Origin of the sequence: Sinorhizobium kostiense, from assembly GCF_017874595.1 — a bacterium.
In the GTDB taxonomy this organism is placed as follows: Bacteria; Pseudomonadota; Alphaproteobacteria; order Rhizobiales; family Rhizobiaceae; genus Sinorhizobium; species Sinorhizobium kostiense.
The window spans coordinates 108,169-131,935 of the sequence record NZ_JAGILA010000011.1; the positions used below are offsets into that span (position 1 = coordinate 108,169).

General features: G+C 62.1%; 23 protein-coding genes. 9 read left to right on the plus strand and 14 right to left on the minus strand.

Going from position 1 to position 23,767, the window contains the following annotated elements; all coding sequences use genetic code 11:
• Nucleotides 1-167: 167 nt before the first annotated feature.
• The gene (locus J2Z31_RS27695) at nt 168-1,019 is read right to left on the minus strand and encodes a sugar phosphate isomerase/epimerase family protein (RefSeq protein ID WP_209606747.1); all 852 of its coding nucleotides are present in this window, start codon (nt 1,017-1,019) and stop codon (nt 168-170) included.
• A 288-nt stretch (nt 1,020-1,307) separates the two neighbouring features.
• On the opposite strand from J2Z31_RS27695, the gene J2Z31_RS27700 reads away from it, so the two are divergent.
• The 4 genes from J2Z31_RS27700 to J2Z31_RS27715 are packed head-to-tail and all read left to right on the plus strand — an operon-like array spanning nt 1,308 to nt 5,114.
• Nucleotides 1,308-2,195: a sugar phosphate isomerase/epimerase family protein gene (locus J2Z31_RS27700; protein ID WP_209606750.1), complete on the plus strand. Its 888-nt coding sequence runs from the start codon at nt 1,308-1,310 to the stop codon at nt 2,193-2,195.
• Between the two features lie 55 nt (nt 2,196-2,250).
• On the plus strand, nt 2,251-3,420 hold the full coding sequence (locus tag J2Z31_RS27705) for a mandelate racemase/muconate lactonizing enzyme family protein (protein ID WP_209606752.1): 1,170 nt from the start codon (nt 2,251-2,253) through the stop codon (nt 3,418-3,420).
• A 2-nt stretch (nt 3,421-3,422) separates the two neighbouring features.
• Entirely contained in the window at nt 3,423-4,115 is a 693-nt protein-coding gene (locus J2Z31_RS27710; RefSeq protein ID WP_209606753.1) for a FadR/GntR family transcriptional regulator, read from the plus strand.
• A 24-nt stretch (nt 4,116-4,139) separates the two neighbouring features.
• Complete coding sequence (locus J2Z31_RS27715) at nt 4,140-5,114, plus strand: hydroxyacid dehydrogenase (RefSeq protein WP_209606756.1); 975 nt, start codon at nt 4,140-4,142, stop codon at nt 5,112-5,114.
• 110 nt (nt 5,115-5,224) lie between these two features.
• On the opposite strand, the gene J2Z31_RS27720 is transcribed toward J2Z31_RS27715, so the two are convergent.
• The 7 genes from J2Z31_RS27720 to J2Z31_RS27750 form a co-directional block, all read right to left on the minus strand.
• On the minus strand, nt 5,225-6,301 hold the full coding sequence (locus J2Z31_RS27720) for an ABC transporter ATP-binding protein (RefSeq protein ID WP_209606758.1): 1,077 nt from the start codon (nt 6,299-6,301) through the stop codon (nt 5,225-5,227).
• Nucleotides 6,301-7,410, minus strand: a complete 1,110-nt coding sequence (locus J2Z31_RS27725; RefSeq protein WP_209606760.1) for an ABC transporter ATP-binding protein — start codon at nt 7,408-7,410, stop codon at nt 6,301-6,303. Before J2Z31_RS27725 ends, J2Z31_RS27720 begins: the two co-directional genes overlap by 1 nt.
• Complete coding sequence (locus J2Z31_RS27730) at nt 7,407-7,610, minus strand: hypothetical protein (protein WP_209606762.1); 204 nt, start codon at nt 7,608-7,610, stop codon at nt 7,407-7,409. Before J2Z31_RS27730 ends, J2Z31_RS27725 begins: the two co-directional genes overlap by 4 nt.
• Complete coding sequence (locus tag J2Z31_RS27735) at nt 7,607-8,566, minus strand: carbohydrate ABC transporter permease (RefSeq protein ID WP_209606764.1); 960 nt, start codon at nt 8,564-8,566, stop codon at nt 7,607-7,609. Before J2Z31_RS27735 ends, J2Z31_RS27730 begins: the two co-directional genes overlap by 4 nt.
• 1 nt (nt 8,567) lies before the next feature.
• On the minus strand, nt 8,568-9,473 hold the full coding sequence (locus J2Z31_RS27740; RefSeq protein WP_209606766.1) for a carbohydrate ABC transporter permease: 906 nt from the start codon (nt 9,471-9,473) through the stop codon (nt 8,568-8,570).
• A 150-nt stretch (nt 9,474-9,623) separates the two neighbouring features.
• Nucleotides 9,624-10,931 carry an ABC transporter substrate-binding protein gene (locus tag J2Z31_RS27745; protein ID WP_209606768.1) on the minus strand — a complete coding sequence of 436 codons (1,308 nt, stop codon included), beginning with the start codon at nt 10,929-10,931 and terminating at the stop codon, nt 9,624-9,626.
• A 352-nt stretch (nt 10,932-11,283) separates the two neighbouring features.
• Entirely contained in the window at nt 11,284-11,925 is a 642-nt protein-coding gene (locus J2Z31_RS27750) for a TetR/AcrR family transcriptional regulator (protein WP_209606770.1), read from the minus strand.
• Between the two features lie 100 nt (nt 11,926-12,025).
• Here J2Z31_RS27750 and J2Z31_RS27755 point away from each other — a divergent pair, with 100 nt between their 5' ends.
• Genes J2Z31_RS27755 through J2Z31_RS27770 form a run of 4 tightly spaced genes read left to right on the plus strand, consistent with a single transcriptional unit; the run spans nt 12,026 to nt 15,738 of the window.
• Nucleotides 12,026-13,222 (plus strand): Tm-1-like ATP-binding domain-containing protein, encoded by a 1,197-nt coding sequence (locus J2Z31_RS27755; RefSeq protein WP_209606772.1) that lies wholly within the window; start codon nt 12,026-12,028, stop codon nt 13,220-13,222.
• A gap of 11 nt (nt 13,223-13,233) precedes the next feature.
• Nucleotides 13,234-14,076, plus strand: coding sequence for a phosphoenolpyruvate hydrolase family protein (locus J2Z31_RS27760; protein WP_209606774.1), 843 nt, complete (start codon nt 13,234-13,236; stop codon nt 14,074-14,076).
• A 30-nt stretch (nt 14,077-14,106) separates the two neighbouring features.
• A complete protein-coding gene (locus tag J2Z31_RS27765) occupies nt 14,107-14,520 on the plus strand; it encodes a cupin domain-containing protein (RefSeq protein WP_209606776.1) in 414 nt (137 codons plus the stop codon).
• A gap of 60 nt (nt 14,521-14,580) precedes the next feature.
• Nucleotides 14,581-15,738, plus strand: coding sequence for a M24 family metallopeptidase (locus J2Z31_RS27770; protein WP_234939727.1), 1,158 nt, complete (start codon nt 14,581-14,583; stop codon nt 15,736-15,738).
• A gap of 79 nt (nt 15,739-15,817) precedes the next feature.
• Here the strand turns inward: J2Z31_RS27770 and J2Z31_RS27775 are convergent, their stop codons facing one another.
• The gene (locus J2Z31_RS27775; RefSeq protein WP_209606780.1) at nt 15,818-16,411 is read right to left on the minus strand and encodes a DJ-1/PfpI family protein; all 594 of its coding nucleotides are present in this window, start codon (nt 16,409-16,411) and stop codon (nt 15,818-15,820) included.
• Between the two features lie 760 nt (nt 16,412-17,171).
• Between J2Z31_RS27775 and J2Z31_RS27780 the strand changes: the two genes are divergently transcribed.
• On the plus strand, nt 17,172-17,528 hold the full coding sequence (locus J2Z31_RS27780) for a cupin domain-containing protein (protein ID WP_209606782.1): 357 nt from the start codon (nt 17,172-17,174) through the stop codon (nt 17,526-17,528).
• 233 nt (nt 17,529-17,761) lie between these two features.
• On the opposite strand, the gene J2Z31_RS27785 is transcribed toward J2Z31_RS27780, so the two are convergent.
• Genes J2Z31_RS27785 through J2Z31_RS27805 form a run of 5 tightly spaced genes read right to left on the minus strand, consistent with a single transcriptional unit; the run spans nt 17,762 to nt 23,494 of the window.
• The gene (locus J2Z31_RS27785; protein WP_209606784.1) at nt 17,762-19,189 is read right to left on the minus strand and encodes an aldehyde dehydrogenase family protein; all 1,428 of its coding nucleotides are present in this window, start codon (nt 19,187-19,189) and stop codon (nt 17,762-17,764) included.
• Entirely contained in the window at nt 19,186-20,706 is a 1,521-nt protein-coding gene (locus J2Z31_RS27790) for an NAD(P)/FAD-dependent oxidoreductase (protein ID WP_209606786.1), read from the minus strand. Before J2Z31_RS27790 ends, J2Z31_RS27785 begins: the two co-directional genes overlap by 4 nt.
• A complete protein-coding gene (locus J2Z31_RS27795) occupies nt 20,703-21,005 on the minus strand; it encodes a (2Fe-2S)-binding protein (RefSeq protein WP_209606788.1) in 303 nt (100 codons plus the stop codon). Before J2Z31_RS27795 ends, J2Z31_RS27790 begins: the two co-directional genes overlap by 4 nt.
• Nucleotides 20,986-22,113, minus strand: coding sequence for an NAD(P)/FAD-dependent oxidoreductase (locus tag J2Z31_RS27800; RefSeq protein WP_209606790.1), 1,128 nt, complete (start codon nt 22,111-22,113; stop codon nt 20,986-20,988). The genes J2Z31_RS27795 and J2Z31_RS27800 overlap by 20 nt, the downstream gene beginning before the upstream one ends.
• Nucleotides 22,114-22,171: 58 nt before the next feature.
• The gene (locus tag J2Z31_RS27805) at nt 22,172-23,494 is read right to left on the minus strand and encodes an NAD(P)/FAD-dependent oxidoreductase (protein ID WP_209606792.1); all 1,323 of its coding nucleotides are present in this window, start codon (nt 23,492-23,494) and stop codon (nt 22,172-22,174) included.
• Between the last annotated feature and the right edge of the window lie 273 nt (nt 23,495-23,767).

Sequence of the window (23,767 nt, forward strand, 5' to 3'; positions counted from 1 at the left end):
TCGCTCAGCCGGAACGGCACAAACTGACCAAAGTGCTGCGCGTTTTGCTCCTATCACCGCCGTCTTGCCGAGTGGCCAACGGGCTCGACGAGCGAGACGGCGCCTTGGCTGATGTTCACGAGCGCCGTCAAAACCTCGCCTCACTCACAAACGCTGCTTTGCTCGTACTACGAAGCGCGCTGCCATCCGTCGCGGATGTGACGGTATCCATCGCGATAGACGGCCTCGGGCGACTCGGAAAAGTCGCGCCAGACCTTCGTTGCGGCCGCTAGCTCCTTCAGTGCACGACCGAAGGCTTCGATCGTCAGCCATCGGTCATAGCCGCTTGCGCGGATCGCATTGAAGGTCTCGGTCCAGGGGATGTTCCCCCGGCCGGGCACGCCGCGGTCGTTCTCCGAAATGTGGACGTGCACGATGCGGTCCTTGTTTCGGGTGAAGGCTCCAATTGGGTCGGCTTCTTCGATATTGCTGTGGAAGGTGTCGTACATTGCGCGGATATTCGGATGCCCGATTGCATCAATATGGGCGGCGAGGTCATCCATCGTGTTAACGAGATAACATTCGAAGCGATTCAGGGCCTCGAGCGCAATGGTGACGCCGCGCTCAGCGGCATGATCGCCGATCGTGCGTTGCGACGAGATGGACCGCCTCAGTTCCGCGGCGGTGGGCCCAGTGCCGGAGAACTGGCCCAGCGCGGAATGCAGCGGCCCGCTCAGCGTGTCTGCGCCCAAGGCGGCGGCGCAGTCGATAGCCCACTGCATGTAGCCGATGCCGCGCTTGCGTGTCGCCGCATCAGGCGAAATCAGGTTCATGGAAGGGTTGCTCATGGCAGACACGGCGGTGCGCTCGAGACCTATGTCATCAAGCATCGCGCCGAGGCGGCGATAGTCGTCCGGAGTGCCCTCGAAGATTGGAATCTCTACCCCGTCAAAGCCGGTCGCTTTGATGTCCCGGAGCAGCTTTTCATGTTTCCGCCCGACGCTCGTCGTCCATAGAAACATGCACATACCGATCTTCATCGTTTCTCCTCCCCGGCGTGGCCCCCCATCTCCCAATCTGGTAATACCAAATGGCGCAATGTGGTCAAGGCTGCAGGGTCGTGAATTTCGAAACGGGCGGCCGAGATTCGCCCCGTAGTTCGCGGACAATACCGAAAAATGTGAGGAAGCGCAGGCGCCCTCGCTCCGCAGGCGATAATTTGGTTGGAGCCTTGACAAGGAAGAACTGGCCAAACCAGAATAGGGTAGTGAAGGAAGTGCCGCGCACCCCTCGAGCTTTGGGGTAGCGTTAGCCTGGGAGGGACGTTTATGCACCTTTCGACGCACAACTGGATGCGGGCGGAGCCTCTCGCCGTCACGCTGAAGCGCATCAAGAAGTACGGCTACGAGAGCATCGAGATTTCAGGCGAGCCGGCCCAGTACGACATCAACGACACCCGGGCGCTGCTCAAGGAACACGGCATTCGCTGCTGGGGCGCGGTGACGCTGACGCTCGGCGAGCGCAACCTCGCAGCGAGGGACGAGGGTCAGCGCGCAAAGTCGGTGGACTATGTGAAGAGTGTCATAACGATGGTGAGCGAACTCGAGGGCGAGATCGTTACCCTCGTACCGGCGACGGTCGGCAAGGTCGTTCCGGATGGCACCGAGGAGGACGAATGGAAGTGGGTCGTGGATGCGACGAAGGAATGCTTCGCCCACGCGCAAAAGAAGGGCGTCCGCCTGGCAATCGAGCCGCTCAACCGGTTCGAGACTTATCTCTTCAACCGTGCCGCCCAAGCGCTTGCGCTAGCCGAAGCCGTTGATCCCGAATGCGGCGTTTGCCTCGATGCCTTTCACCTCAACATCGAGGAGGAGAACATCTATGACGCGATCAGGCTCGCCGGAAACCGGCTTTTCGATTTCCATATTGCCGATAACAACCGCTTCGCCGCTGGACTCGGTCATCTCGACTGGCCGAAGATCGTCGCCACTCTGAAAGAGATCGGATACGACGGCGCGCTCACCAATGAGTTCGTGGCTCCGGTCGACCGCACGCCGGCGGCGAAATATCCCGACATGGTCGAACGCAATCCGGTCGATATCCCGCCGGAGCAGCTGAAGTTCATCCAGGATCACGGATCGAGTCTGCTGACCGAGAAGTTCTACGACGACCAGATGCGGATCACCGCCGAGACCATCCTGCCGCTGATCAAGTGAGGGGCGGTCCAGAGCATGCCTTGCGGCCGGCGCGCCGCGAGGTGGGGGAGGCGAAATGCGTATCAAGACCGTCCAAGCCTGGTGGGTTCGCATACCGATCGAAGCGAGCCGGCAGCACCGCAGCGATTTCGGACGCCTGACAACCTTCGACGCGGCGATCCTGCGCATAGAAACAGATGACGGGATCGTCGGGTGGGGTGAGGGCAAGAATGCTGCAGGAAGCGCCGGTACTTACGGCACGCTGGTGCACATGCTCAACCATGAGGTGGGCCCGAGGCTCATCGGCCGCGACGCCGCCGACATCTCCGCGATCTGGGAGATGCTCTACAACGGCGTGCGTCACCAAACGGCGGCGATGTCGGGTCATGCAATGCCGGAACTCTCGCGCCGCGGCCTCTCCATTGCCGCGATCAGTGCGGTCGACATTGCATTGTGGGACATTCTCGGCAAATCGCTGGGCGTGCCGGTGTGGAAGCTTCTCGGCGGGCGCAAGGCGGACCGGCTGCCCGCCTATGCATCCGGCGGCTGGGAGAGCGCCGAAAAGATCGGCAGCCAGTTGCAATCCTATATCGCCAATGGCGGTTTCAAGGCGGTCAAGATGAGGGTCGGCGCAATGGACCGCGCGCCGCATGTCTCGGCCGCTCGCGTGCGTGCCGCCCGCAAGGCGCTGGGCCCCTCGGTGGATATCATGGTCGATGCGCATGGCACCTATACGGTTGCCGACGCGAAACGCTTCGTCCAGCTCGTCCAGGATTGCGACCTCGCCTGGTTCGAGGAGCCGGTGATCGCGGACGACAAGGCCGGCATGGCGGAGGTGCGCACCACTTCAAAGGTGCCGATCGCGGCGGGCGAGAGCGAGGCCACCCGTTTCGCCTTCCGCGATCTGGCGATGCTGCGCGCGGCTGATATTTTCCAGCCCGACCCGGCGTTCTGCGGCGGCATCACGGAGGCGATGCGCATTGGTGTGATCGCCAGTGCCTTCAATCTCCGTTTTGCCCCGCATCTGTGGGCAGGTGCCCCTTGCTTCTTCTCGGGCCTGCACGTCTGCGCGGCCTCTCCGGCAAGCTTCATCGTCGAATATTCGGTTGGCGCGAACCCGATGATCCACGACCTCGTCGAGGAGACTGTGTCTGTGAGGGACGGTATGATAGAGATTCCTGATAAACCCGGTTTGGGATTTACGATCAACGAGCGCGTCCTGGAGACCTACGCGCAAAGACTGTAACCATGAAAGAAAACAATCTGCTTTCCGATCTGGCGGCCCATCTATTTACGACTTCGAGCAGCAACGGGCGAACGCCATCGGAGCGAGAGCTCGCCGAGCACTTCGCCGTCAGCCGCGGGCAGCTTCGGGAGGCCCTGGCGATCCTCGAAGCCATGCGCATCGTGGAGCGCCGGGCGAAGTCGGGGATCTATCTGACGACGACGGAGGCGAGCGTCGAGGCGATCGCTCTCTTTGCGCGTGCCGGCGTGCCACTGGACCCGATCGTGATCTACGAAACGGTGGAGCTTCGCAAGATTCACGAGATCAAGGCGGCGGAACTCGCCTGCGCGCGGGCGACGGAGGAGAACTACGAACGCCTGCGCGAGATTCTCGCCGCCTCCGAGGCGAAGATCGCCGCAGGCGAGGGCCTCGCGCGCGAGGACAGGGATTTTCACCTGGAGATCGTTCGGGCGACGAAGAACAGCGTGTTTCACCGCGTCTGCAGCGTTTACTACACGATGGGCGAACAGCGACTGCCCATCTACTTTGCGGACACCGCCCGCAGCCGCCGCTCGCATGAAGAACATATCCGTATCTACGAGGCGCTGCTTGCACGCGACGGCAATCTCGCCCAGGCTTTGATGAATGCGCATCTTCAGGGCGCGGAAAGCTACTGGAAGGGCCTCATCGGCGGACCAGCGACAGCGGCGGAATAGTTCCCGGTCGGCAAGAGGAGGCCGATGAGTTTCATTTTCTCGACCCATCCCTTGCACCGCGACGCCGAGGCCATGCTGAAGACGGCGGGTGATCTTCGCGTCGCGTCCGCCCCTGATCCCGAGACGCTGCTTCGGGAAGGCGAGGGTGCGGAGATTGTCATCGTGCGCGCGCCGATTCCGCCCGCCTTCTTCAAAGAAGCACCGGCATTGCGCGCGGCAGTCCGGCACGGCGCAGGGCTCGACATGATTCCCTATGACGCGGCCACGGCGGCCGGTGTGCTTATCGCCAACGTACCGGGCGTCAATGCGCCGACGGTCGCGGAGCACGTCTTCATGGTGACGCTCGCATTGCTGCGCCAGTTCCGTCCCATGGACCGCGATCTCAGAAGCAGGGGCTGGAGTGCCGGGCGAGCCCATTCGGACCGATCACTCGACCTCGGCGGCCGAACCATGGGCATCATCGGCATGGGCAATGTGGGGAAGGCAGTCTTCCGGGTCGCGAAATCCGGGTTCGGGCTGGAGATCGTTGCCAACAGCCGCTCGCCGGAAAGCCTGCCCGGCGGTGTGCGGTTTCTCTCGGTCGACGATCTGGTATCCACGGCGGATATCGTCGTTCTCTGTTGCCCGCTCACGGCTGAAACGACGGGGCTTTTGAGCCGCGAGCGTATTGCGCGCATGAAGCCGGGCGCGATCCTTGTCAATGTGTCGCGCGGCCCCGTCGTGGATGACAGAGCCTTGGTCGAGGCGCTGGAGACGGGCCGCATCGGCGGAGCTGCGCTCGATGTGTTCTCTGCACAGCCCCTGCCGCTCGAGCATCCTTACCTTCGGTTGGACAATGTGATCGTGACGCCTCACCTCGCCGGTATCACCGAGGAAAGCATGAGGCGCATGGGAACGGGCACTGCGGCCGAGGTGATCCGCATCTTGGAAGGCGGGTTGCCCGTCAGCCTCCGCAACCCCGAGGTCGTCGAGCACTATCGGCGCCGGTTTCCGGCGTAAGGCCACGGGACTTCGCCCGTTCCAGATGCGACACGCGCTCCATTGCCGCGTGAATGACAGTGATAGTCACGACAGGATGGAGCCGATTTTCGATCGTCGCCCATGGCGGGTCAACCGGCGTGGCGCAGGCTTATCCCACTTTCGCCGTCGAAGAGCACGACCTTTCCCGGATCCCAGGAGAAGCGAACAGTTTCCTCGATCTCAAGGTCGGTGTGAGCCGGCACCGTCGCCTGCAAGAAGTGGTTGCCTGTGCGAAGCGTGACGATCTTCTCGACGCCATGGTTCTCGACGTCGTGCACGCGGGCCTCGCCGGGTGCTCCGCTTTCAAGGAAGAGATCTTCGGGGCGGATGCCGAAGGTCAGGGGCCGTGCGTCAACAGCGGTGCCGAGCGCCGCGTCAAAAGGCAATCGGTAGCCCTCGTCCGCGATGGCCTCGCTGCCTGCAAGCCTTCCGGAGATCAGGTTCATCGGCGGCGAGCCAACGGCGCGTGCAACGAAAGTGTTGACCGGATTGCGATAGATCTCCTGCGGCGTACCGGTCTGAACGAGCTGGCCGTTGTTGAGCACGCCGATCTTGTCGCCCATCGACATGGCCTCGATCTGATCGTGGGTCACGAAGAGAAAGGTCGCCCCGAGATTCATCTGGAGGTTCTTGAGCTCAGTGCGGAGCGCCTCTCGAAGTTTTGCGTCGAGGGCGGAGAGGGGCTCGTCCATCAGAAAGACGCGCGGCTTGCGGACTATCGCCCGACCGATGGAAACGCGCTGCATCTCGCCACCCGACAGGCGGTCCGTCTTCCGGTCGAGCAGATGCTCGATGCGGAGCGTCTTTGCGGCGCGGGCGACACGCTCCTCGATTTCGGCCGGTTCGACACGCCGGATGCGAGACTTGAGCGGGAATTCGAGGTTCTCGCGGACCGTGTAGCGAGGATAAAGCGAATACTGCTGCAGCACCAGTGCCACGTCGCGTTCGGCGGCGCCCCAGTCGGCGACATCCTCGCCATCGATAAAGATCTGTCCACCTGTCGGCTTTTCGAGCCCGGCAATCAGCCTGAGGGTCGTCGTCTTGCCGGCGCCCGTCTCGCCGAGCAGCACGAAAAACTCTCCGTCGGCAATTTCGAAGCTGAGATCCTTCAGGGCGACGTGGTCTCCGAAGGTCTTGGTGATGCCCTTGAGTTCGATATGCGCCATCAGAGCCTGATCCCAAAAGATGTGCCGGTCGAGCTGTCGAAGAAATGCGCCTGAGCGGGATTTATCCGAGCCCAGACGGCCTCGCCGGGTCTGGCTACGAAGCCGCTTTTCGTCCTTGCCCGCAGCATCTGAGCGCCAACCTGCAGGTCTACGATGTCATGCGAGCCGAGCGGTTCGATGATATGGGCCTCCACGGGCACGAAGCCCTCGCGTGCTTCCCGTGAGACGAGAACCCCTTCAGGTCGCACGCCAAGGGTGACATTGCCGTTTTCGGCCCCGGCGGCAGCGAGTTGAGCCGTGACACTGGAGGGAAAATCGAAGGCGGTTGAAGCATCCCAGACCTGGACGCGCGCATGCCCGGTATCCGCCGAAACAGTCACCTCAGCCATGTTCATGACCGGACTCCCGACGAATTGCGCGACAAACATGTTGGCGGGACGAGCGTAAACCTCGTGGGGGGTGCCGACTTGCTGCAGCACTCCTTCGTGCATGACGACAATACGATCGGCGAGCGACATCGCTTCGACCTGGTCATGGGTTACGTAGATCGTAGTCGAGCCCTGCTTGATGTGGAGCCGCTTGATTTCGGCGCGCATCTCCTCGCGGAGCTTCGCGTCGAGAGCGCCGATCGGCTCATCCATGAGCATCGCCTTGGGACGCCGGACGAGCGCCCGGCCGATCGCCACGCGCTGCATGTCGCCGCCTGAAAGCGCGGAGGGCCTTTTCGCGAGCAGGTGGGTGATCTGCAGCGTTTTGGCAACCGCCTGGACCTCGCGCTCTATATCCGTACGGTTGCCGCGCGTGGCGCGGAGCGGGAAGGCGATATTCTCGAAGACCGTCATATGCGGGTAGAGCGAGAAGGACTGGAACACAAAGGCAATGTCCCGGTGCGATGCCTTCAAGTGCTGCACTGGCTGACCGTCGATGAGAATGTCGCCTTCATCGACAGTTTCAAGCCCGGCGATCGCGCGCAGCGTCGTCGTCTTGCCGCAGCCGGACTGGCCGAGCAGGACGATGAACTCGTTATCGGCGATGGCGAGATTGAGGTTCTTGATGACCTGAACGGCACCAAAGTTCTTCTCGATGCCGCGTAATTCAATCTGCGTCATGGATTCCTGCTCTCGTCAGTTTTCTGTTCCGGCGGGACCTTGGACGTGATCATGAAGGCAACCAGCCCGACCAACGTCATCGTCAGCCCGTAGCGATGGAGGAACAGGTTCCAAGGCTGGCACAGCGCGATGATGCCGAAGATCATCAGGAACTGTGAGCCTGGCTCGAGATACTTCTGGTTTATGGCACGAAAGGTCATTTGCGGATCGCTCCGAAACTCATGCCGCGCAGGAGATGGTTCCTGAGCAGGAAGGTGAAGATGGCGACCGGCAGCAGGAACAGGAAGGTACCCGCGGCAATGACGGTCCAATCCGGCAGGCCAGAGCCGACCTGGCTCGGAATGAAGGGCGGTGCCGTTTGTGCGCGCCGGTTCGTCATGATCAGCGCGAAAGCATACTCGTTCCACGCTGTGATGAAGCAAAAGACGGCGGTCGCGGCGATGCCCGTGGCGGCCTCCGGCAGCACGATCTTGAAGAAGGCTTGCAGACGCGTGTAGCCGTCGACGAGCGCCGCTTCCTCGTATTCCTTCGGAATCTCGTCGATGAAGCCTTTCATCAGCCAGACCGAGAAGGAGAGATTGAAGGCGGTATAGAGGATGATCAGACCCCAGTGGGTGTCGTTCAGCCCGACAGCCCGGTACATCAGGAACATGGGGATTGCCACGACCACGGGCGGCAGCATGCGGGTCGACAAGATGAAGAACAACAGGTCCGCCTCGCCCTTCATCTTGAACCGCGAGAAACCATAGGCCGTGAAGGTACCCATGCTGACGGCGAGCACCGTAGAGGTGATCGCGACGATCAGCGAGTTCATGAAGCGGTTCGGGTAACCGGACAGCTGCACCTCTCCGCGTCCCGAGCGCACCACCTTTTCACCGCCGTCGAAGACCAGCCGCTCCCACCATGGTGCGGCTGCATAGTCTTCGGGCTCCGGTGCTGTGCGCAGCTGCGAGCGCTTGGTGAAGAGCTTGACGAAGGGTGAGATCTCCGGCTCGAAAACGACCGTCGGCGGGATGGTCGTCGCGAGATTGCGCGGTTTGAAGGCCGTAGACGTGATCCAGTAGATCGGTGCGAGGAACAGCAGCGTGATGACGAGTACGGCGGCGATCGCCAGCCGGTTCAGCGCGCGCTCGGAGCGAGTTTGGACGGCCGCCATCTCAGCGCTCCTTCACCCTGTTGAGATACTTGACGTAAATATTGGTGATCGCGAGCACCATGATCAGCACTATGTAGGCGAGTGCGCAGGACCGGCCGGTCTGCCACTCCTGAAACGCCATCTTGTAGAGGCGGATCGAGATCACTTCCGTCGTCGGCTGGCTCGTGAGGATATAGGCGAGGTCGAAAGTCTTGAAAGCCTCCATGGTGCGGAAGATGATCGCGATCATGAGGATCGGTGCCACGAGCGGCAGGGTGATGCGGAAGAAGGTGTAGAACGGTCCCGCCCGATCAATCGCCGCCGCCTCGTAAAGGTGCCGCGGTACGGCCGAGAGACCGGCGAGCGAGAGCAGCATCACGAAGGGTGACCACATCCAGATGTCGGTGATGGCGACAGCGTAGAGTGCCATGTCGGGATTCGCCAGCCACTCGAAAGAGCCGAGGCCGAGAGCGTAGTTGATGATGCCGAAGGACGGATCATAGAGCAGCTTCCAGAAGAGCCCGACCACTGCCATCGACAGCATCATCGGCAGCAGAAGCAGTGTCGTGATCAGACCCTTGAACGGAATCTCACGGTTAAGCAGCATTGCCGTGCCGAAACCGACGACAACCTGACCGGTGACCGACACGATCACGTATTTCGCCGTAATGGCGAAATTCGCCCAGATGAAGGGGTCGTTCAGCAGTTCCCGGTAGTTCTGCAGGCCGACGAAGGCGGCCGGAGCATTCGTCGAAGCACGAAAGTCGGTAAAAGAATACCCGAGAGAATAGATCAACGGGAAGATGTTGAAGACGATCAGGAACAGGATCGTCGGAATAATGAAGAGATTGCGAATCTTGATGTCGCTCATACCCCGCGAAGCAGCCCGCGACTTCGAATCCAGCGATGTCATAACCACGGTGGCCAATGTGCTCCTCCTCCGAGAGCTCAGTGACGGGCGCACTCGCGCCATCTGTTGCGCCTATCCTGAGCGCGAAGCCGCGTCCGCGCGGGTACCGTTCGGTACCAAGTCGAAGAAACGGGAGGGAGCCGGCTCCCTCCCGCGATGTCTTGACTGTTACTGGCGGCCGTACTTCTTGAAGGTTGCGTTCCAGTCTTTGGCGAGAGCGTCGAGCGCCTCCTTTGCCGTGCCCTGGCCGGCCGTCACATATGGGTAGATGCGTTGGTTCATCTGGATCAGCAATTCGGCATATTCCGGCGTCGCCCAGAAGTCCTTCACCTTGAACATCGTCTCGTAGAAGGCCTTGTTGTAGGGCGTCGCGTTCTGGAATTCTTCGGACTCCAGTACCTTGGCGCTTGCCGTGTAACCGCCGAGTTCGGCCCAACGCTTCTGCGTCTCGTCCTTGATGAACCACTCGAGGAATTTCATCGCCTCTTCCTTGTTCTCGGAATAGGAGACGATGGAGATGCCCTGGCCGCCGAGAGCGGCATACTGGTCGCCATTCGGGCCGGCCGGGTTGGCGAAGAAGCCGGTGACCTTCGCGTTCGGGTTCGATGCTTCATTGACCAGTGCCGGGAAGAAGGCGAAGTAGTTCATGCTCATCGCTGCCAGGTTCTCGGTGATCGCCTGGTTGTTCTCCACGAAGAAGGCCTTGGCCCAGCCGGGAGGGGTGAAACCGTAAAGCTCGCGGTAGGTTTCCAGAGCCTTGACGTTCTGCTCCGAGTTGATGATCCCGTCGACCTTATAGGTGCTGTAGTCGCCGAGTTCTCCACCGAACGAGAAGATGGCGTTCTCTACACCCATTACGAGACCGTCATAGGAGTTGTCGGTATAGATCGCGATGCCGTAGCGCTTCTGGTCCGGACGATGGAAGAACTCGGCGATGTCGCGCAACTGCTTCCAGTCCTTCGGCGGGGCGAGGTCGTAGCCATATTTCGCCTTGAAGGCTTCCATCTCCTTCGGGTCTTCGAACCAATCCTTGCGATAGGACCAGCCGACCGCGTCGCCCTCGGCCGGGATCGACCAGTACTTGCCGGAATTCGCAGGATATTCCGAGTAGTACTTCACTGTGGCAGGAGCCATCACCTCGTTCAGCTTGTGCTTGTTGAAGAACTCGGTGAGGTCGACGTAGTGGCCGGCCTCCGATGCGGCGCCGATCCACTGCGAGTCGCCGACGACCATGTCATAGGCCGAGCCCTTGGCGTTGAATTCGGTGAACGCCTTCGTCTGGAAATCCGCCCAAGGGGTCGTTTCGACCGTGACCTTCACGCCGGTCTCGGCCTCGTATTCGTTGACGAGCTCCTGGAGATAATTGGCCGGGTCCCATTCGGCCCAGAAAATCGTCAATTCTTGCGATTGCGCGGATGTCCCGCTGGCAAACATAAAACTGATACCGGCCAACAAGCCGGCCACTGACTTGCGCATGATATTTCCTCCCCTTTTGTACACGCCGCCGCCTTACCGCGGCGGTCCGTCTGTTAAATCCTCCTGATTGGCGCTTCTGCGGCGGGTCCTCCTCGACCCTCGTGCCTCGTGTCAGTTTTCAAGCCAAACGGCCGCAGTACCAATCTGGTATTACCAAAGCTGGCGAGCGTCAAGGTCCCTGTCTCGTTGTCTCTTGCTGCAGATTATCGCTTAAACCGGGCGAACCGGACGGTGCGCAGCTTGGTATGCTCGCCAGCAGTTCAATCTTACCCACGCTCTCCATCAGCAGTCATACATGCGTATCAGCTAAATTGGTTAAACCAGTTTTCCGTTTGGGGCAGGGTGCGCGGTGTCATGCCGCGGTTCGCGCCTCCCGGATCGCCGCCTCGACCAAAGCTGCCGCCGCCCACTCTGCAACGGCTTGCGCGCGTTCGGCCGAGAGCCCCCAGATGTCCTTGAGCACGACCAGCACCTCGACACCGAACACCAGCGAGAGCGCCTGAGCGAGCTGCTCGCAGGCCTCGGGGGACACCTTGCCGTCGAGGGGGGCGGTGACCTGTCGCAGGAGTTCGACGCGGTGGCCGCGCGTCAGTTGCGGTTCGTTACCCAGCGTGCCGGCCTGACGCTGCGCCCATTGGTCCAGCGTAAGCTTCAGCGCCGCCTTGAAGGTCGCCTCGAACTCGTCGATGCGCGGCATGGCGGTCGCGAGAAGATCGGCAACGCGAGTGCGCGCGTCGGGCGCTTCGGAACGCCAGTCGAGGATCGGCCCAAGCGCCTCGTCCACCACCGCATGCACCAGCGCCGCCTGGCTCGGAAAATAGCGATACGCGGTCGCGCGTGAAACTTCGGCGGCTTCCGCGACCTCACTCACCGATGGCGTGATACCGGACTGCATCAGCCGTGTGGCCGTTTCCAGCATGAGTTTGCGTGTGCGGGCCCGGGGACCACGTTCGTTGCGCAAGGCGGATTCGTTCTGTTGACGTGAGACATCCATGTCTTTATGATACGCGCATCTCATAAATTTGCAAGAGCCGGCGAACCGGCCGGCATGGGGCGGCAAGGGCTAAGGAGGGCCCCGCCGCCAGGGAGGAGAGATGAAGCACATCTACGTCGTCGGCACCGCCGACACGAAAGGGGAGGAACTCGCTTATCTTGCCTCCCGCATCGAGGCGGCGGGCGGGCGGCCTGTTCTGGTCGATGTCGGCACGCGTAGCCCCACCATTGCGGTCGATATCTCCGCCGAAACCGTAGCTTCCATGCATTCGGAAGGTCCCGCCGCGGTTCTTTCGGGGGACGACCGCGGGACTGCGGTCGCCGCGATGGGCGAGGCGTTCGCGCGTTTTCTTGCCGCGCGGGACGACGTCGACGGCGTGGTGGGCATCGGTGGCGGCGGCGGTACGTCGATCATCACCGCCGGCATGCGCAGGCTGCCGCTCGGGCTGCCGAAGGTCATGGTTTCGACGCTCGCTTCCGGCAACGTGGCCCCTTATGTCGACGTCTCCGACATCATCATGATGCCGTCGGTTACGGATATGGCTGGGCTCAACCGTGTGAGCCGCACGATCCTGCACAATGCGGCCGAAGCGATTACCGCCATGGCGAACCGGCCGGCGAAGGAAACGGCCTCGAAGCCCGCTCTCGGCCTTACCATGTTCGGCGTGACGACGCCCTGTGTGGCTGCCATGGTCGAACGACTGAAGGCCGACCATGATTGTGTTGTCTTTCACGCGACTGGCACCGGCGGACGCGCGATGGAAAAGCTTGCGGACAGCGGGCTTCTTTCGGGCGTGCTCGACATAACGACGACGGAGGTCTGCGATCTTCTCTTCGGCGGCGTGCTGGCGGCGACGGAGGATCGCTTCGGCGCAATTGCACGCACCGAACTGCCCTATGTCGGCTCGGTCGGCGCATTGGACATGGTGAATTTCTGGGCACCCGAGACGGTACCGGAGCGTTATGCCGGCCGGCTCTTTTACCGCCACAACCCGAACGTCACGCTCATGCGCACGACCGCGGAGGAGTGCGCCGCGATCGGGAGGTGGATCGGCGCGAAGCTGAACCTCTGCAAAGGCCCGCTCCGGTTCCTGATCCCCGAGAGAGGCGTGTCGGCGCTCGATATCGAAGGCGGCGCATTCTTCGATCCTCAGGCGGATGCGGCGCTTTTCGGGGCCCTGGAAGCCGCCGTCGAAACGACCGACACGCGCCGCATAGAACGGCTTCCGCTCCACATCAACGATCCGCAGTTCGCCGAGGCGGCAGTCGCCGCCTACCGAGCTATCGCCAACCCCTGAAGGTGACGCCGATGCCAGCATTCCCCCGCAAGACCATTCTTGAAAAGTTCCACGGCATGATCGCCGCCGGCAAGCCGATCATCGGCGGCGGGGCCGGCACGGGGATTTCGGCCAAGGCCGAGGAGGCGGGCGGCATCGACCTCATCATCATCTATAATTCCGGCCGTTACCGCATGGCCGGCCGCGGCTCGGCGGCCGGTCTGCTCGCCTATGGAAACGCCAACGAGATCGTCAAGGAAATGGCCCTGGAGGTGCTGCCGGTCGTCAAGAAGACGCCGGTACTCGCCGGCGTCAATGGCACCGACCCATTCGTATTGATGCCGCAGTTTCTCGCGGAGCTGAAAGCCATGGGCTTTGCCGGCGTACAGAACTTCCCGACCATCGGCCTCTTCGACGGAAGAATGCGGCAGAGCTTCGAGGAGACCGGTATGGGCTACGGTCTTGAGGTGGACATGATTGCCGAGGCCCACCGGCTCGACCTGCTGACGACGCCCTATGTCTTCAACGAGGAAGAGGCGATCGCGATGGCTAGGGCCGGTGCAGACATCATCGTCGCTCATATGGGCGTTACCACGGGCGGCGCGATCGGCGCCACTTCCGCGATGTCGCTCGACGACTGCGTGAGGGAAATCGACGCAATCGCGAACGCCGCACGCTCGGTACGCAAGGATGTCATCGTGCTCTGCCACGGCGGACCGATTTCGATGCCGGAGGATGCACGCTACATCCTGGATCGTTGCCCTAGCTGCAACGGTTTTTATGGCGCAAGCTCCATGGAACGCCTGCCCGCCGAGGTGGCGATCCGCAAGCAGACGGAAGACTTCAAGGCGCTTGCCATCAGCACGGTGGTCTGAAGCAAGCAGGATGCGGGAGGAGGCCGCGGAATGGCAACAGACAAGTATTTTCTCTACCCGAAGGATGTCGCCAGCTTCGGCTTCGACTGGGGCCGCCTCGCACTGACGGTCGCGCCCGAGGTGAACGGGGCCGAGCGCTTCTCGGGCGGTGTGGTGGACTTGCCGAGCGGCGAGGGGCACGCCCGTCACAATCATCCCGGTGCGGAAGAGATCATCTTCGTGATCTCGGGCGAGGGCGAACAAATGGTGGAGGACGAGAACGGCAATCCGGTGACGCGGAAGGTGGGGCCCGGTTGCACAATCTATGTGCCGGAAAGCCGGTTCCACTCGACGAAGAACACCGGATCCGCCCCGATGCAGCTGTTTGTCGTCTATTCGCCAGCCGGCCCCGAGCGTACGCTTCGGGATCTGCCGGATTTCCGATTGATCCCGCCTGGCGCCTGAAGACGCGCGGCAACGGCTTTTGGGAGAAGGTCCGTGAACATCAATCAAAGCGAAGCGCTGATGGAGCCGCCTTTCGATGCGGCCAAACTCGACAGGCTGATGGAGGAGGCGGGTATCGACGTGCTGCTCGCCACCTCCAAGCACAATACGCAGTACCTGCTCGGCGGCTACAAGTTCATCTTCTTCGCCGCAATGGATGCGATCGGCCACAGCCGCTATCTTCCGATCGTCGTTTATGAGAAGGGCTCGCCCGATCACGCGGCCTATGTCGGCAACCGCATGGAAGGGGGAGAACACCAGAACAAACCCTTCTGGACACCCGCGGTCCATACGGCGACCTGGGGCACGCTCGATGCGGCAGCGCTTGCCGTCGAGCACCTGAAGAAGATCGGCAAGGCGGGTGCTCGCATCGGCATCGAGCCGCCGTTTCTGCCTTCCGATGCGCGGGATCTGTTGGCTTCTCGCCTCGAAGGGGCGGGTTTCGTGGACGCGACGCACACGCTTGAGCGACTGCGCGCGATCAAGACGCCGCAGGAGCTTCAAAAACTCAAGCTTGCCTCGGAGCTCATCACGGACTCCATGCTGGCGACAATCGCGGCGGCAAGGGAGGGATCCACGAAGGGCGAGATCATCGAATGGCTGAGGCGGGAAGAGACCAATCGCGGGCTCCATTTCGAGTATTGCCTGCTGACCCTCGGCGCCAGTCACAATCGCGCGGCCTCGCCGCAGGCGTGGGCGAAAGGCGAGGTGCTTTCGATCGATTCCGGTGGCAACTACCAGGGCTATATCGGTGACCTTTGCCGCATGGGCGTGCTCGGCGAGCCCGATGCGGAGCTCGAGGATCTGTTAGCCGAAGTCGAGTCGATCCAGCAGGCGGCCTTCGCCAGGATCAGGGCCGGCGCTTCCGGCCGCGAGATGATCGCTGCGGCGGAAGGTGTCTTGAAAAGCTTGCCTTCGGCCGCCTTTACCGACTTCTTCTGCCACGGCATGGGGCTCATCACCCACGAAGCACCCTTCCTGATGACCAACCACCCGGTTGCCTATGAAGGCGTGGACGCGGATCGACCCCTGGAGGCAGGCATGGTCATTTCCGTCGAGACGACGATGCTTCACCCGAAGCGCGGCTTCATCAAGCTCGAGGATACGCTCGCCGTCACGAATGACGGATACGAGATGTTCGGCAACAGAGGGCGCGGCTGGAACCGGGGGGCGTCATAGAGCCTCTCCACCTGACCAGGAAAGGCTCTAGCGAAAACGCAGCCCGGCGCGCGGGGTCACGCGCCGGGCTCATAGTCCATCAATTGTGGTAGATCTCGGTGCCGAGGACCTTGAGGCACTCCCGCATGAAGGCGGCAAGCGCCGTCCAGCCCTTTGCCGATACCATCGTGCCGTCGACATAGGCCTCGGTAGGGGAAAGGTCGATATAGGTGCCGCCGGCCAGCCTGACTTCCGGCTCGCAGGCGCCGAGAGCGCCGACCTTCTTGCCGCGAACGACACCGTCGACGGCGACCAGGATTTGTACGCCGTGGCAGATCGTGAAGATCGGCTTCTGCTCTTCGTGAAAGTGGCGCACGATCGCCTGCACGCGCCTGTCGGTGCGGATGTATTCCGGGCCACGGCCGCCGGCGCAGTAAACGGCGTGATACTCGTCGAGTTGAGTTTCTGCTTCCGAGAACGTCTTGTTGATGACGACGTTGTGGCCGAGTTTCTCGGTGTAGGTCTGGTCACCTTCGAAGTCGTGCAGGGACGTGCGCAGTATGTCGCCCGCCTTCTTGTCCGGGCAGACGACATGGACCGTATGACCGACGGCCTCCATGGCCTGCTGGAACACGAAGATTTCGTATTCTTCGGTGAAGTCACCGGTAAGCATGAGTATCTTCTTGCCTGGCATGGTCTTCTCCTCCTCTTCGTTCAAAGCCGCGTACGGGCTCCATCCTCCTGCATGATTCGGTTTCTCAGTCAGGCGGGATCCGCCTTCGTGACATGCTCGCTTGCCACATTTACACCAGACCCGCAGCCTCAGCTGACCGCGAGACCAACCTTGTTGCGAAACTAGAGGGGGTGGTTCAGCGGGCGTCGCCCGCGTCTTACCCAGACGGTTTCGCGTGAGAATTGCAAGCGCTGTCCGGCACCCGGCAGGATCAAATAAGCACAAATTCAACTGAGATCCAATTTGCTACTTTATCGAGCGGCGTCGTAGATCGTCGCAAGTTGGTCGCGCGCCGGGGCCGGCGCTCCGAACGTTTCAGCAGAACCCCGTGCCCGCGCCCCGCATCAGGCTGGGACAGCGTGAACATCCGCATAGACGTCAGCGTGTATGCCGTAAACTCGGCGACATCCGTCGCAGGGGCGAGCAGGTGTCGCTGGTTCGCGGCGAATTTTTGAAATCATCTCCTGAACCGCCGCTCTGTTTGGCAAAACCAACTCCTGCATCGACCTATTCTGGGTGACGCTTGGCCCAGCTCAGAGGCACACGGCGATATGTTCAATATAACGGTTGCCGGCTGCTGCCGAAGGACATGCGGGCTGAGTTCATATGAAGGTGCTGAAACTACCGCCCATCGGCAGCTCAACCGCGCAGGGATATCCGGCCCGCGCCGAAAAAGAATTGATCGGCCCCATCGATCTGCGAAGCAAAAAAGGAACATGACATGTCACTGTTGATTACTATCGACACCGATCCGAACTTCACGCCAAAGGACGCGGTTCCCGGACCGGACCGGCTCATTTCGGGGAATCCGTTCTTCAAGACCTGGGCACAGGACGCTTCGAAAGGAGAGAAGGTGCTGACCGGCGTCTGGGAGGCTACGCCTGGCGAGCATCATTCGATCAAGGGGACCACCTACGAATTCTGCCACATCATTTCAGGCCTCGTGGAAATCGAGGAGAAGGGCGGCGAGACGAAGACCTATCGCGCTGGTGACAGCTTCGTCATGAAGCCGGGTTTCGTCGGTGTTTGGCGCACGATCGAGACTGTACGCAAGATCTACGTCTGCGTTTACGAGTGAAAGCAAAACTCAGGTGCGCGACGACTATAGGCGCACCTGAGGCTTCCAGATGAGGCGACTTAACAAATCTCGACGCGGTTCGGCGCGCAGTGAGTGCCCGAAAGACGGCTTTCCCGGTGCTGTCCGACTGTGTAGCCCCCGGCTCGCCAGCATCTCCCGCTTATGCGCGAGGGGGCCGTACCAGGCGCGACGTGCGCCAGGCACCCGGAGCGGGCACACCTATTTTGCACATTTCACTCGTTCGAGAAGCCGACGATGCCCTTGATCTCGGTAAACTCGTGCAGTCCGAACTTCCCGTATTCCCGACCGTTGCCGGATTGCTTGTAGCCGCCGAAGGGGGCGGCGCTGTCCCAGGCGGAGCTGTTGAGGCGAACGGTGCCGGCGCGCAGCCTGGCTGCGAGCGCCCGCGCTTCCTTCGGATCGCCCTGAATGTAGGCTGCGAGGCCATAGGGCGTGTCATTGGCGATCGCGATCGCTTCATCCTCGCTGTCATAGCCGATGATTGACAGCACCGGGCCGAAGATTTCCTCCCGCGCAATCGTCATCTGATTGGAGACGCGGGCAAACACGGTCGGGCGCACGTAATAGCCCGCATTGAGATGCGAAGGGCGGCCAGGGCCACCGGCGACGAGCTCCGCTCCTTCCGCGATGCCCCGCTTGATCAGCGCCTGGATCTTTTCGAACTGGGCGGCGCTGGCGACGGGTCCGAGGTCTGTACGCGGGTCCGAAGGCGGACCGACAACGAGTGCAGCTGCTTCCTTCGCGGCGATCGAGCCCGCTTCGTCCATTCGCTCCGCAGGGACCAGCATCCGAGTTGGCGCAGTACAAGTCTGGCCGGAATTGCCGAAGCACCGGCGCACCCCGGCGGCGATCGCCGCTTGGAAGTCGGCGCTGCGCAGGATGATGTTCGGCGACTTGCCGCCGAGCTCCTGATGCACCCGCTTGACCGTCGGTGCCGCGGCCTGCGCCACGGCAATGCCGGCGCGGGTCGACCCGGTGAAGGACACCATGTCGACGTCCGGATGGCTGGCCAGCATCGTGCCAACCGTCGGGCCGTCGCCCTGAACGAGGTTGAAGACGCCCTTCGGCACGCCGGCCTCATCCATGATCTCGGCAAAGACGACGGCGTTGAAGGGAGCGATCTCCGAAGGCTTCAGCACCATGGTGCATCCCGTGGCGAGCGCCGGAGCGACCTTGCAGGCGATCTGGTTGATCGGCCAGTTCCACGGCGTGATCATGCCGACGACCCCGACCGGTTCGTGCACGATGCGGGTCGAGCCCTGCATGTAGTCGAAGGCAAAGGTCTCAAGAGCCTTGATCGTCTGCTCGAAATGGGCAGCGCCGATGCCGGCCTGCTCGGCCCGGGCCATAACGAGCGGCGCGCCCATTTCCCGCGAGATGATGTCGCCGAGCTCGTCATTGCGTCGCTTCAGGATCGTCACGATGCGCTTCAGCAGTTCGATGCGCTCTTCCTTGGACGTCTGCGAGAAGGAGGCAAAGGCCCGCCGCGCGGCCGCGATCGCTTTTTTCGCGTCGGTGGCACTGCCGAGTGCGATCGTACCCATCGGCTGCGCCGTCGAGGGATCGATTACCTCAAGTGTCTTCGACACCGAGGGCTCGATCCACTCACCATCGATATAGAACTTGTGGGTATGTCTCATCGGTGGCTCCCATATGTGGCGTCCTGCGCCCCATCGTGGGCGCGTTCCACGAATCCGGCGACAGCGATGGTGGCTGCCTCCGTGTGGGGCAAAGCGGCGAGCTCGCTCAGTGTCACGGGTTTGATGGGCGGGCGTAGCCGATAGTAACCGACCTCGCCGGGCGGAACGCCACGACATTGAGCCAGCAGTTCAACCGCGGTCAGACCGCACAGCCGGCCCTGGCATGGTCCCATTCCGCATCGTGTGAACGCCTTCATCTGGTTGGGCCCCGGCACGCCGAGCGCCGCAACTTCACGCAGCTTGCCGGCCGTAATTTCTTCACAGCGGCAAATGATGGTGCCGTCGTCCTCGGGCACGCGAAACGTTTTGCCGGGCCGGAACCGATCGTCGATGAAAGTCCTGCCCCTCAGGGCTCGCGCGAGCTTTTGCGCGTGTTGCGCCCGGCGCTGTTCGTAGACACTCTGGCCAATGCGATTTAGGTCGAGCGCCGCAGCTAGGCCCGCGAGTTCTCCTTGGTGAGCCGAGGCAACCGCTCCGACAATCCCCGCCGCATCGCCGGCGATCGAGACCCCCGAAACCGAACTCGCGCCGCGACCGTCGACGTTCGGGCGGAAGGCTGCGAGGCGCTCGTCCCAGACGTAGTCGCACCCGGCTGCGAGCGTGAGATTGAGGTTCGGTGCAATCCCCTGGTGCAGAAGGAGCAGGTCGCCTTCGATGTGCAGGGACTTGTTGCTGCGATGGACCCGCAAGGCGCTGAATTGTCCGGAACCGACAGCCTCGATCGCGGTCGCCCCGCGGATGACACGAGTATGACGGTGAACCTCCAAGAGAAGCTTCAGGCCCTTGAGGGCATAGGGCGACGTGGCAAAGCTAAGCACGTGAGGCAGGGCCAAGCGCCAGTTCTCGACCGGCGTGGTGTCGACGACCGCTATCACGGAGACGCCGGCCCTGAGGAGCTGGCTTGCCAGCAAGTACAGCAGCGGTCCGGTTCCGGCGAGGATCGTCCGCCCGGAGGGCACGAGGCCTGACGACTTCATCAAGATCTGCGCCGCTCCCGCCGCCATGACGCCGGGCATGGTCCAACCCGGGAATGGGAACGGACGCTCGAGCGCGCCGGTTGCGAGGATCACTCGATCGGCGGCGATCGGCCGAGCAATGCCGCCGAGCGAGATCCCGACCTCGAGCGCATGCGCGCCGTCGCCGGTTTCCTCGTCAGCAGGCCCGACGCTCCACACCGTCGCACGGCGGGCATAGCTCAAGTCTGCGCCCCGGAACCGCTCGATCAGCCGCCGACCGGCAGCGTAGTCCGGCCCCATGCGCGTGAGATCGGCATCCGAAGCACGGTCGACCGACCGATAGATCTGGCCGCCGGGCGATTCATTTTCGTCAGCCAGCAATACGGCGAGGCCGTGGGTCGAGGCTTCGATGGCTGCCGAGAGGCCGGCGGGCCCGGCGCCAACGACGACGAGGTCATAGGCAGGCGCGAGATTGGCGGCAGACTGAATGTCTTTAATCATTCTTCCTGCCCCGGCATGGCCGCGCCATCCTGTGTTTCGACCCGCATTCCCTCCACCACGGTGGTCATGCAACCCTGCCGGTTCGGCCGGCCATCGATTTTGACGAGGCACTCGAAGCAGACACCCATCATGCAGTAAGGACCACGGACGGCGCCGGACACCGGGGTGCGCCGCGTGCTGCAATGTCCAGCGGCCAACAGTGCAGAGGCAACGCTGTCGCCTTGGCAGGCCATCGTCGGCACGCCGTCGAATGTGAATGAGACCGAACTCTCTTTTCTGTCAGGCAGCCGCCGGAACATGGAACCTCCGGGAATGAAACACTGAAAGATCCTCAGAAAGCGCCCCGGCCGAGATTTGTCGCGGCAGAACAAGCGCATGGTTCGCCGCCAGCGTCACGCCGGAATGGCAGGCAAATGCGAACGCGCCTGGAAACCTCTCCGATTGCTCGTAAATGGGGTAGCCGTCCGGCGTCACCACACGGAATGCGGCCCAGATCCGCACCGCCTTGGCGTCCCTGAGCAGTGGGAAGGTGCGTAGGGCGCGCTCAGCCAGAACTGCGGTGATTGGTCCTCGCGGCCGCTGGTGATCGATCGTCGCCTCCTTGCTCTCCCCGATCAGTACAGAGCCTTCGTCTGTCTGTCGCAGATAGCCGGTAGCATGGCTGAGGAAGGGCTTCAGCCGCTCGGTGACGATGATCTGGCCGCGGCTGGGCGTGAGCGGAACGCTCAGCCCAACCATCGGGGCGAGCGTAGTGTTGCCGATGCCGGCCGCAAGTACGACCTTGCCGCCACCGAGCCTCCATCCTTCTCCAGCCACTTCGAACGCGCCGCCGCGATGGCGTATCGAAGTCGTCTTCTGATGCGGAAAATAATGAACGCCACGCTGCTTAAGCGCCTTGTGAAAGCCGGCGAACAGCCGCAGCGGGTTTGCGTGTCCATCGAGCGGGCTGAAAATCGTGCCTGCCACCGTCTCGCCGACCAGGGGTAAGCGGCGGCGCGTCTCCGCCTGATCGAGTACCTCATATTCGAGCGGCGGCGTTCCTTCCGCGTCCATTCCTGGTTGGCCGGCGAGCTTCGCCATCGATGCGATCCCGCGCTCCAGCTCCGTAGGCGTGAGCCGAATTGAGAAGCCGCCCGACTGGACAAAGCCAGTGTCGAGGCCGGTCTCGGCCTTGAGTTCGGCAGCCAGCTGGTGCCAGTTCGCGGTCGAGGTTCGCGACCATCGCGAATAGGCGGCGTTGCCGAGGCCCTTGCTTGAGCTCCATACGAGACCGAAATTCGCCCGGGCGGCCCGGTTTGCCAGATCGCCTTCGTCGACGATTGCAACCCTTTGTCCGCATTTCGACAGACCCCAGGCTATCGATACGCCTACCAGCCCGCCGCCGATGACGATTACGTCGTAATCCATTCTGCTAGCTTCCCTCGACGCGTATCCCCCACGGCTTGCTCCGGATCTGGTCTCACGATCAGATTGCGCCGACTTTGACTTTCGAACCATCAAGGAGGCGGGACAGGCGGAAGGGGGTGGGATCGACACAGGGTGTATCATTGGCAACCAGGTCGGCCGCCAGGCGGCCGATGCCCGGGCCAAGGCCGAAGCCATGGCCGGAGCAGCCCGCGGCTAAATAGAGACCTTTCACACCATCGGCTGGCGAGATGACCGGCACCGCGTCCGGCGTGAAATCCACATAGGCTCCCCAGCTGTCGGCAATTTCGACCCCCGCCAACGCAGGAAACTGCTCCGTGACCCGTTTCAAAATAGCGGCTATGGTGCGGCGGCTCGGCGGCGGGTCAAGAACGCGCATCCGCTCGAAGGCCGACGGTTTACTCTTGTTCAAGCTTCCGAATGCTTCCGGACCCTGGAGGAAGGATTTGCCGATGCCGAACTGCACCGCTTTCAGGCGCTTCATGAACATAGGCATGAACCAGCGGGCGTAGCGAATGCCTTGTGGGGTGATGTCGAGCATCGCCCTGCCGCTGATCGCAAGCGTGTAGCTGCCATCCAACCGGCGGGTCAACGCACATTCCGGCGTATAGATCGCCTCGCCCAGATTCGCTGTGGGCCGCGTCCGAAGCGCCGTCTGGCGCACGCTCGCCTGCGGAAACAGAACTCCGTGCTGGCGACAAAACATGGATGTCCAGGCACCGCCGGCGCAGAGAACGGCTTGTGTCCGGATGGTCCCCTTTTCGGTGATCACCCCCGCCACCGCGCCATTGACCAGATCGAGACCTCGCGCAGCGCACTCCTGATGGATCGTCGCCCCAAATTTGCGAGCGCCGTTCGCGATCGTCGGCGCGGCGATGGCAGGCTCGCCCTTGCCGTCATCGATCGAATGGACCCCGCCGAGCCATCGGCGGCCGTTTGCCGGAATTGCGGCGGCCGCTTCCTTGGCGCTCAGCATCTTCGTATTGACGTTGAACTGGCGCGCTATGTCACGCCATGCTTCCCATTCCGCCAATTGCTTTCGATTGTCCGTAGCGTAAAGCAGACCGCATCGGCGGAAGCCGACGTCCTCTCCGATCTTGGACTCGAACTCACCCCATAGCCGCAGGGCGACACCCGAGAGCGGCAGCTCGCGCTCATCCCGGTTCTGTTGGCGGCACCAACCCCAGTTGCGGCTCGACTGCTCGCAGCCGACATGGCCCTTTTCGACCAGGGCAACGGACAGCCCCCGCTCGGCGAGAAAGAAAGCTGCCGTTGCACCAATGATGCCGCCGCCGATGACGACGACATCCGCCGTTGCGGGAAGCTCTTGATCGTTCTGTATGCGTTTGACGATTGGAGACATGGGGGCTGACCTGAACTGATTTGGCGGCCGAACTATACGGCACTGTTTCCTGCCCCTCCGGCAGGAGCACCTAAGGCAATGATGGCTATCGCATCGACTTCGCCGAAATAGCCGTAGTGGAGTTCCGGCACCTGGCGCCCTCGAAGTGAGCTCTTGTGACTTTACGGAAGGAAGGCGAGCAGCACGCGTCGAATGCAAATGCAGGGAAGGCAGAAAGTTCCGTTTTTGCCCGAGCGACAGTCACGAATATCACGGTCGAGTGGGTAAATTTCA

What these genes read in the sequence shown, in the direction of transcription:
- J2Z31_RS27695 (WP_209606747.1), bottom strand. Translation starts at nt 1,019, where the DNA reads ATGAAGATCGGTATGTGCATGTTTCTATGGACGACGAGCGTCGGGCGG.
- J2Z31_RS27700 (WP_209606750.1), top strand. Translation starts at nt 1,308, where the DNA reads ATGCACCTTTCGACGCACAACTGGATGCGGGCGGAGCCTCTCGCCGTC.
- J2Z31_RS27705 (WP_209606752.1), top strand. Translation starts at nt 2,251, where the DNA reads ATGCGTATCAAGACCGTCCAAGCCTGGTGGGTTCGCATACCGATCGAA.
- J2Z31_RS27710 (WP_209606753.1), top strand. Translation starts at nt 3,423, where the DNA reads ATGAAAGAAAACAATCTGCTTTCCGATCTGGCGGCCCATCTATTTACG.
- J2Z31_RS27715 (WP_209606756.1), top strand. Translation starts at nt 4,140, where the DNA reads ATGAGTTTCATTTTCTCGACCCATCCCTTGCACCGCGACGCCGAGGCC.
- J2Z31_RS27720 (WP_209606758.1), bottom strand. Translation starts at nt 6,301, where the DNA reads ATGGCGCATATCGAACTCAAGGGCATCACCAAGACCTTCGGAGACCAC.
- J2Z31_RS27725 (WP_209606760.1), bottom strand. Translation starts at nt 7,410, where the DNA reads ATGACGCAGATTGAATTACGCGGCATCGAGAAGAACTTTGGTGCCGTT.
- J2Z31_RS27730 (WP_209606762.1), bottom strand. Translation starts at nt 7,610, where the DNA reads ATGACCTTTCGTGCCATAAACCAGAAGTATCTCGAGCCAGGCTCACAG.
- J2Z31_RS27735 (WP_209606764.1), bottom strand. Translation starts at nt 8,566, where the DNA reads ATGGCGGCCGTCCAAACTCGCTCCGAGCGCGCGCTGAACCGGCTGGCG.
- J2Z31_RS27745 (WP_209606768.1), bottom strand. Translation starts at nt 10,931, where the DNA reads ATGCGCAAGTCAGTGGCCGGCTTGTTGGCCGGTATCAGTTTTATGTTT.
- J2Z31_RS27750 (WP_209606770.1), bottom strand. Translation starts at nt 11,925, where the DNA reads ATGGATGTCTCACGTCAACAGAACGAATCCGCCTTGCGCAACGAACGT.
- J2Z31_RS27755 (WP_209606772.1), top strand. Translation starts at nt 12,026, where the DNA reads ATGAAGCACATCTACGTCGTCGGCACCGCCGACACGAAAGGGGAGGAA.
- J2Z31_RS27760 (WP_209606774.1), top strand. Translation starts at nt 13,234, where the DNA reads ATGCCAGCATTCCCCCGCAAGACCATTCTTGAAAAGTTCCACGGCATG.
- J2Z31_RS27765 (WP_209606776.1), top strand. Translation starts at nt 14,107, where the DNA reads ATGGCAACAGACAAGTATTTTCTCTACCCGAAGGATGTCGCCAGCTTC.
- J2Z31_RS27770 (WP_234939727.1), top strand. Translation starts at nt 14,581, where the DNA reads ATGGAGCCGCCTTTCGATGCGGCCAAACTCGACAGGCTGATGGAGGAG.
- J2Z31_RS27775 (WP_209606780.1), bottom strand. Translation starts at nt 16,411, where the DNA reads ATGCCAGGCAAGAAGATACTCATGCTTACCGGTGACTTCACCGAAGAA.
- J2Z31_RS27780 (WP_209606782.1), top strand. Translation starts at nt 17,172, where the DNA reads ATGTCACTGTTGATTACTATCGACACCGATCCGAACTTCACGCCAAAG.
- J2Z31_RS27785 (WP_209606784.1), bottom strand. Translation starts at nt 19,189, where the DNA reads ATGAGACATACCCACAAGTTCTATATCGATGGTGAGTGGATCGAGCCC.
- J2Z31_RS27790 (WP_209606786.1), bottom strand. Translation starts at nt 20,706, where the DNA reads ATGATTAAAGACATTCAGTCTGCCGCCAATCTCGCGCCTGCCTATGAC.
- J2Z31_RS27795 (WP_209606788.1), bottom strand. Translation starts at nt 21,005, where the DNA reads ATGTTCCGGCGGCTGCCTGACAGAAAAGAGAGTTCGGTCTCATTCACA.
- J2Z31_RS27800 (WP_209606790.1), bottom strand. Translation starts at nt 22,113, where the DNA reads ATGGATTACGACGTAATCGTCATCGGCGGCGGGCTGGTAGGCGTATCG.
- J2Z31_RS27805 (WP_209606792.1), bottom strand. Translation starts at nt 23,494, where the DNA reads ATGTCTCCAATCGTCAAACGCATACAGAACGATCAAGAGCTTCCCGCA.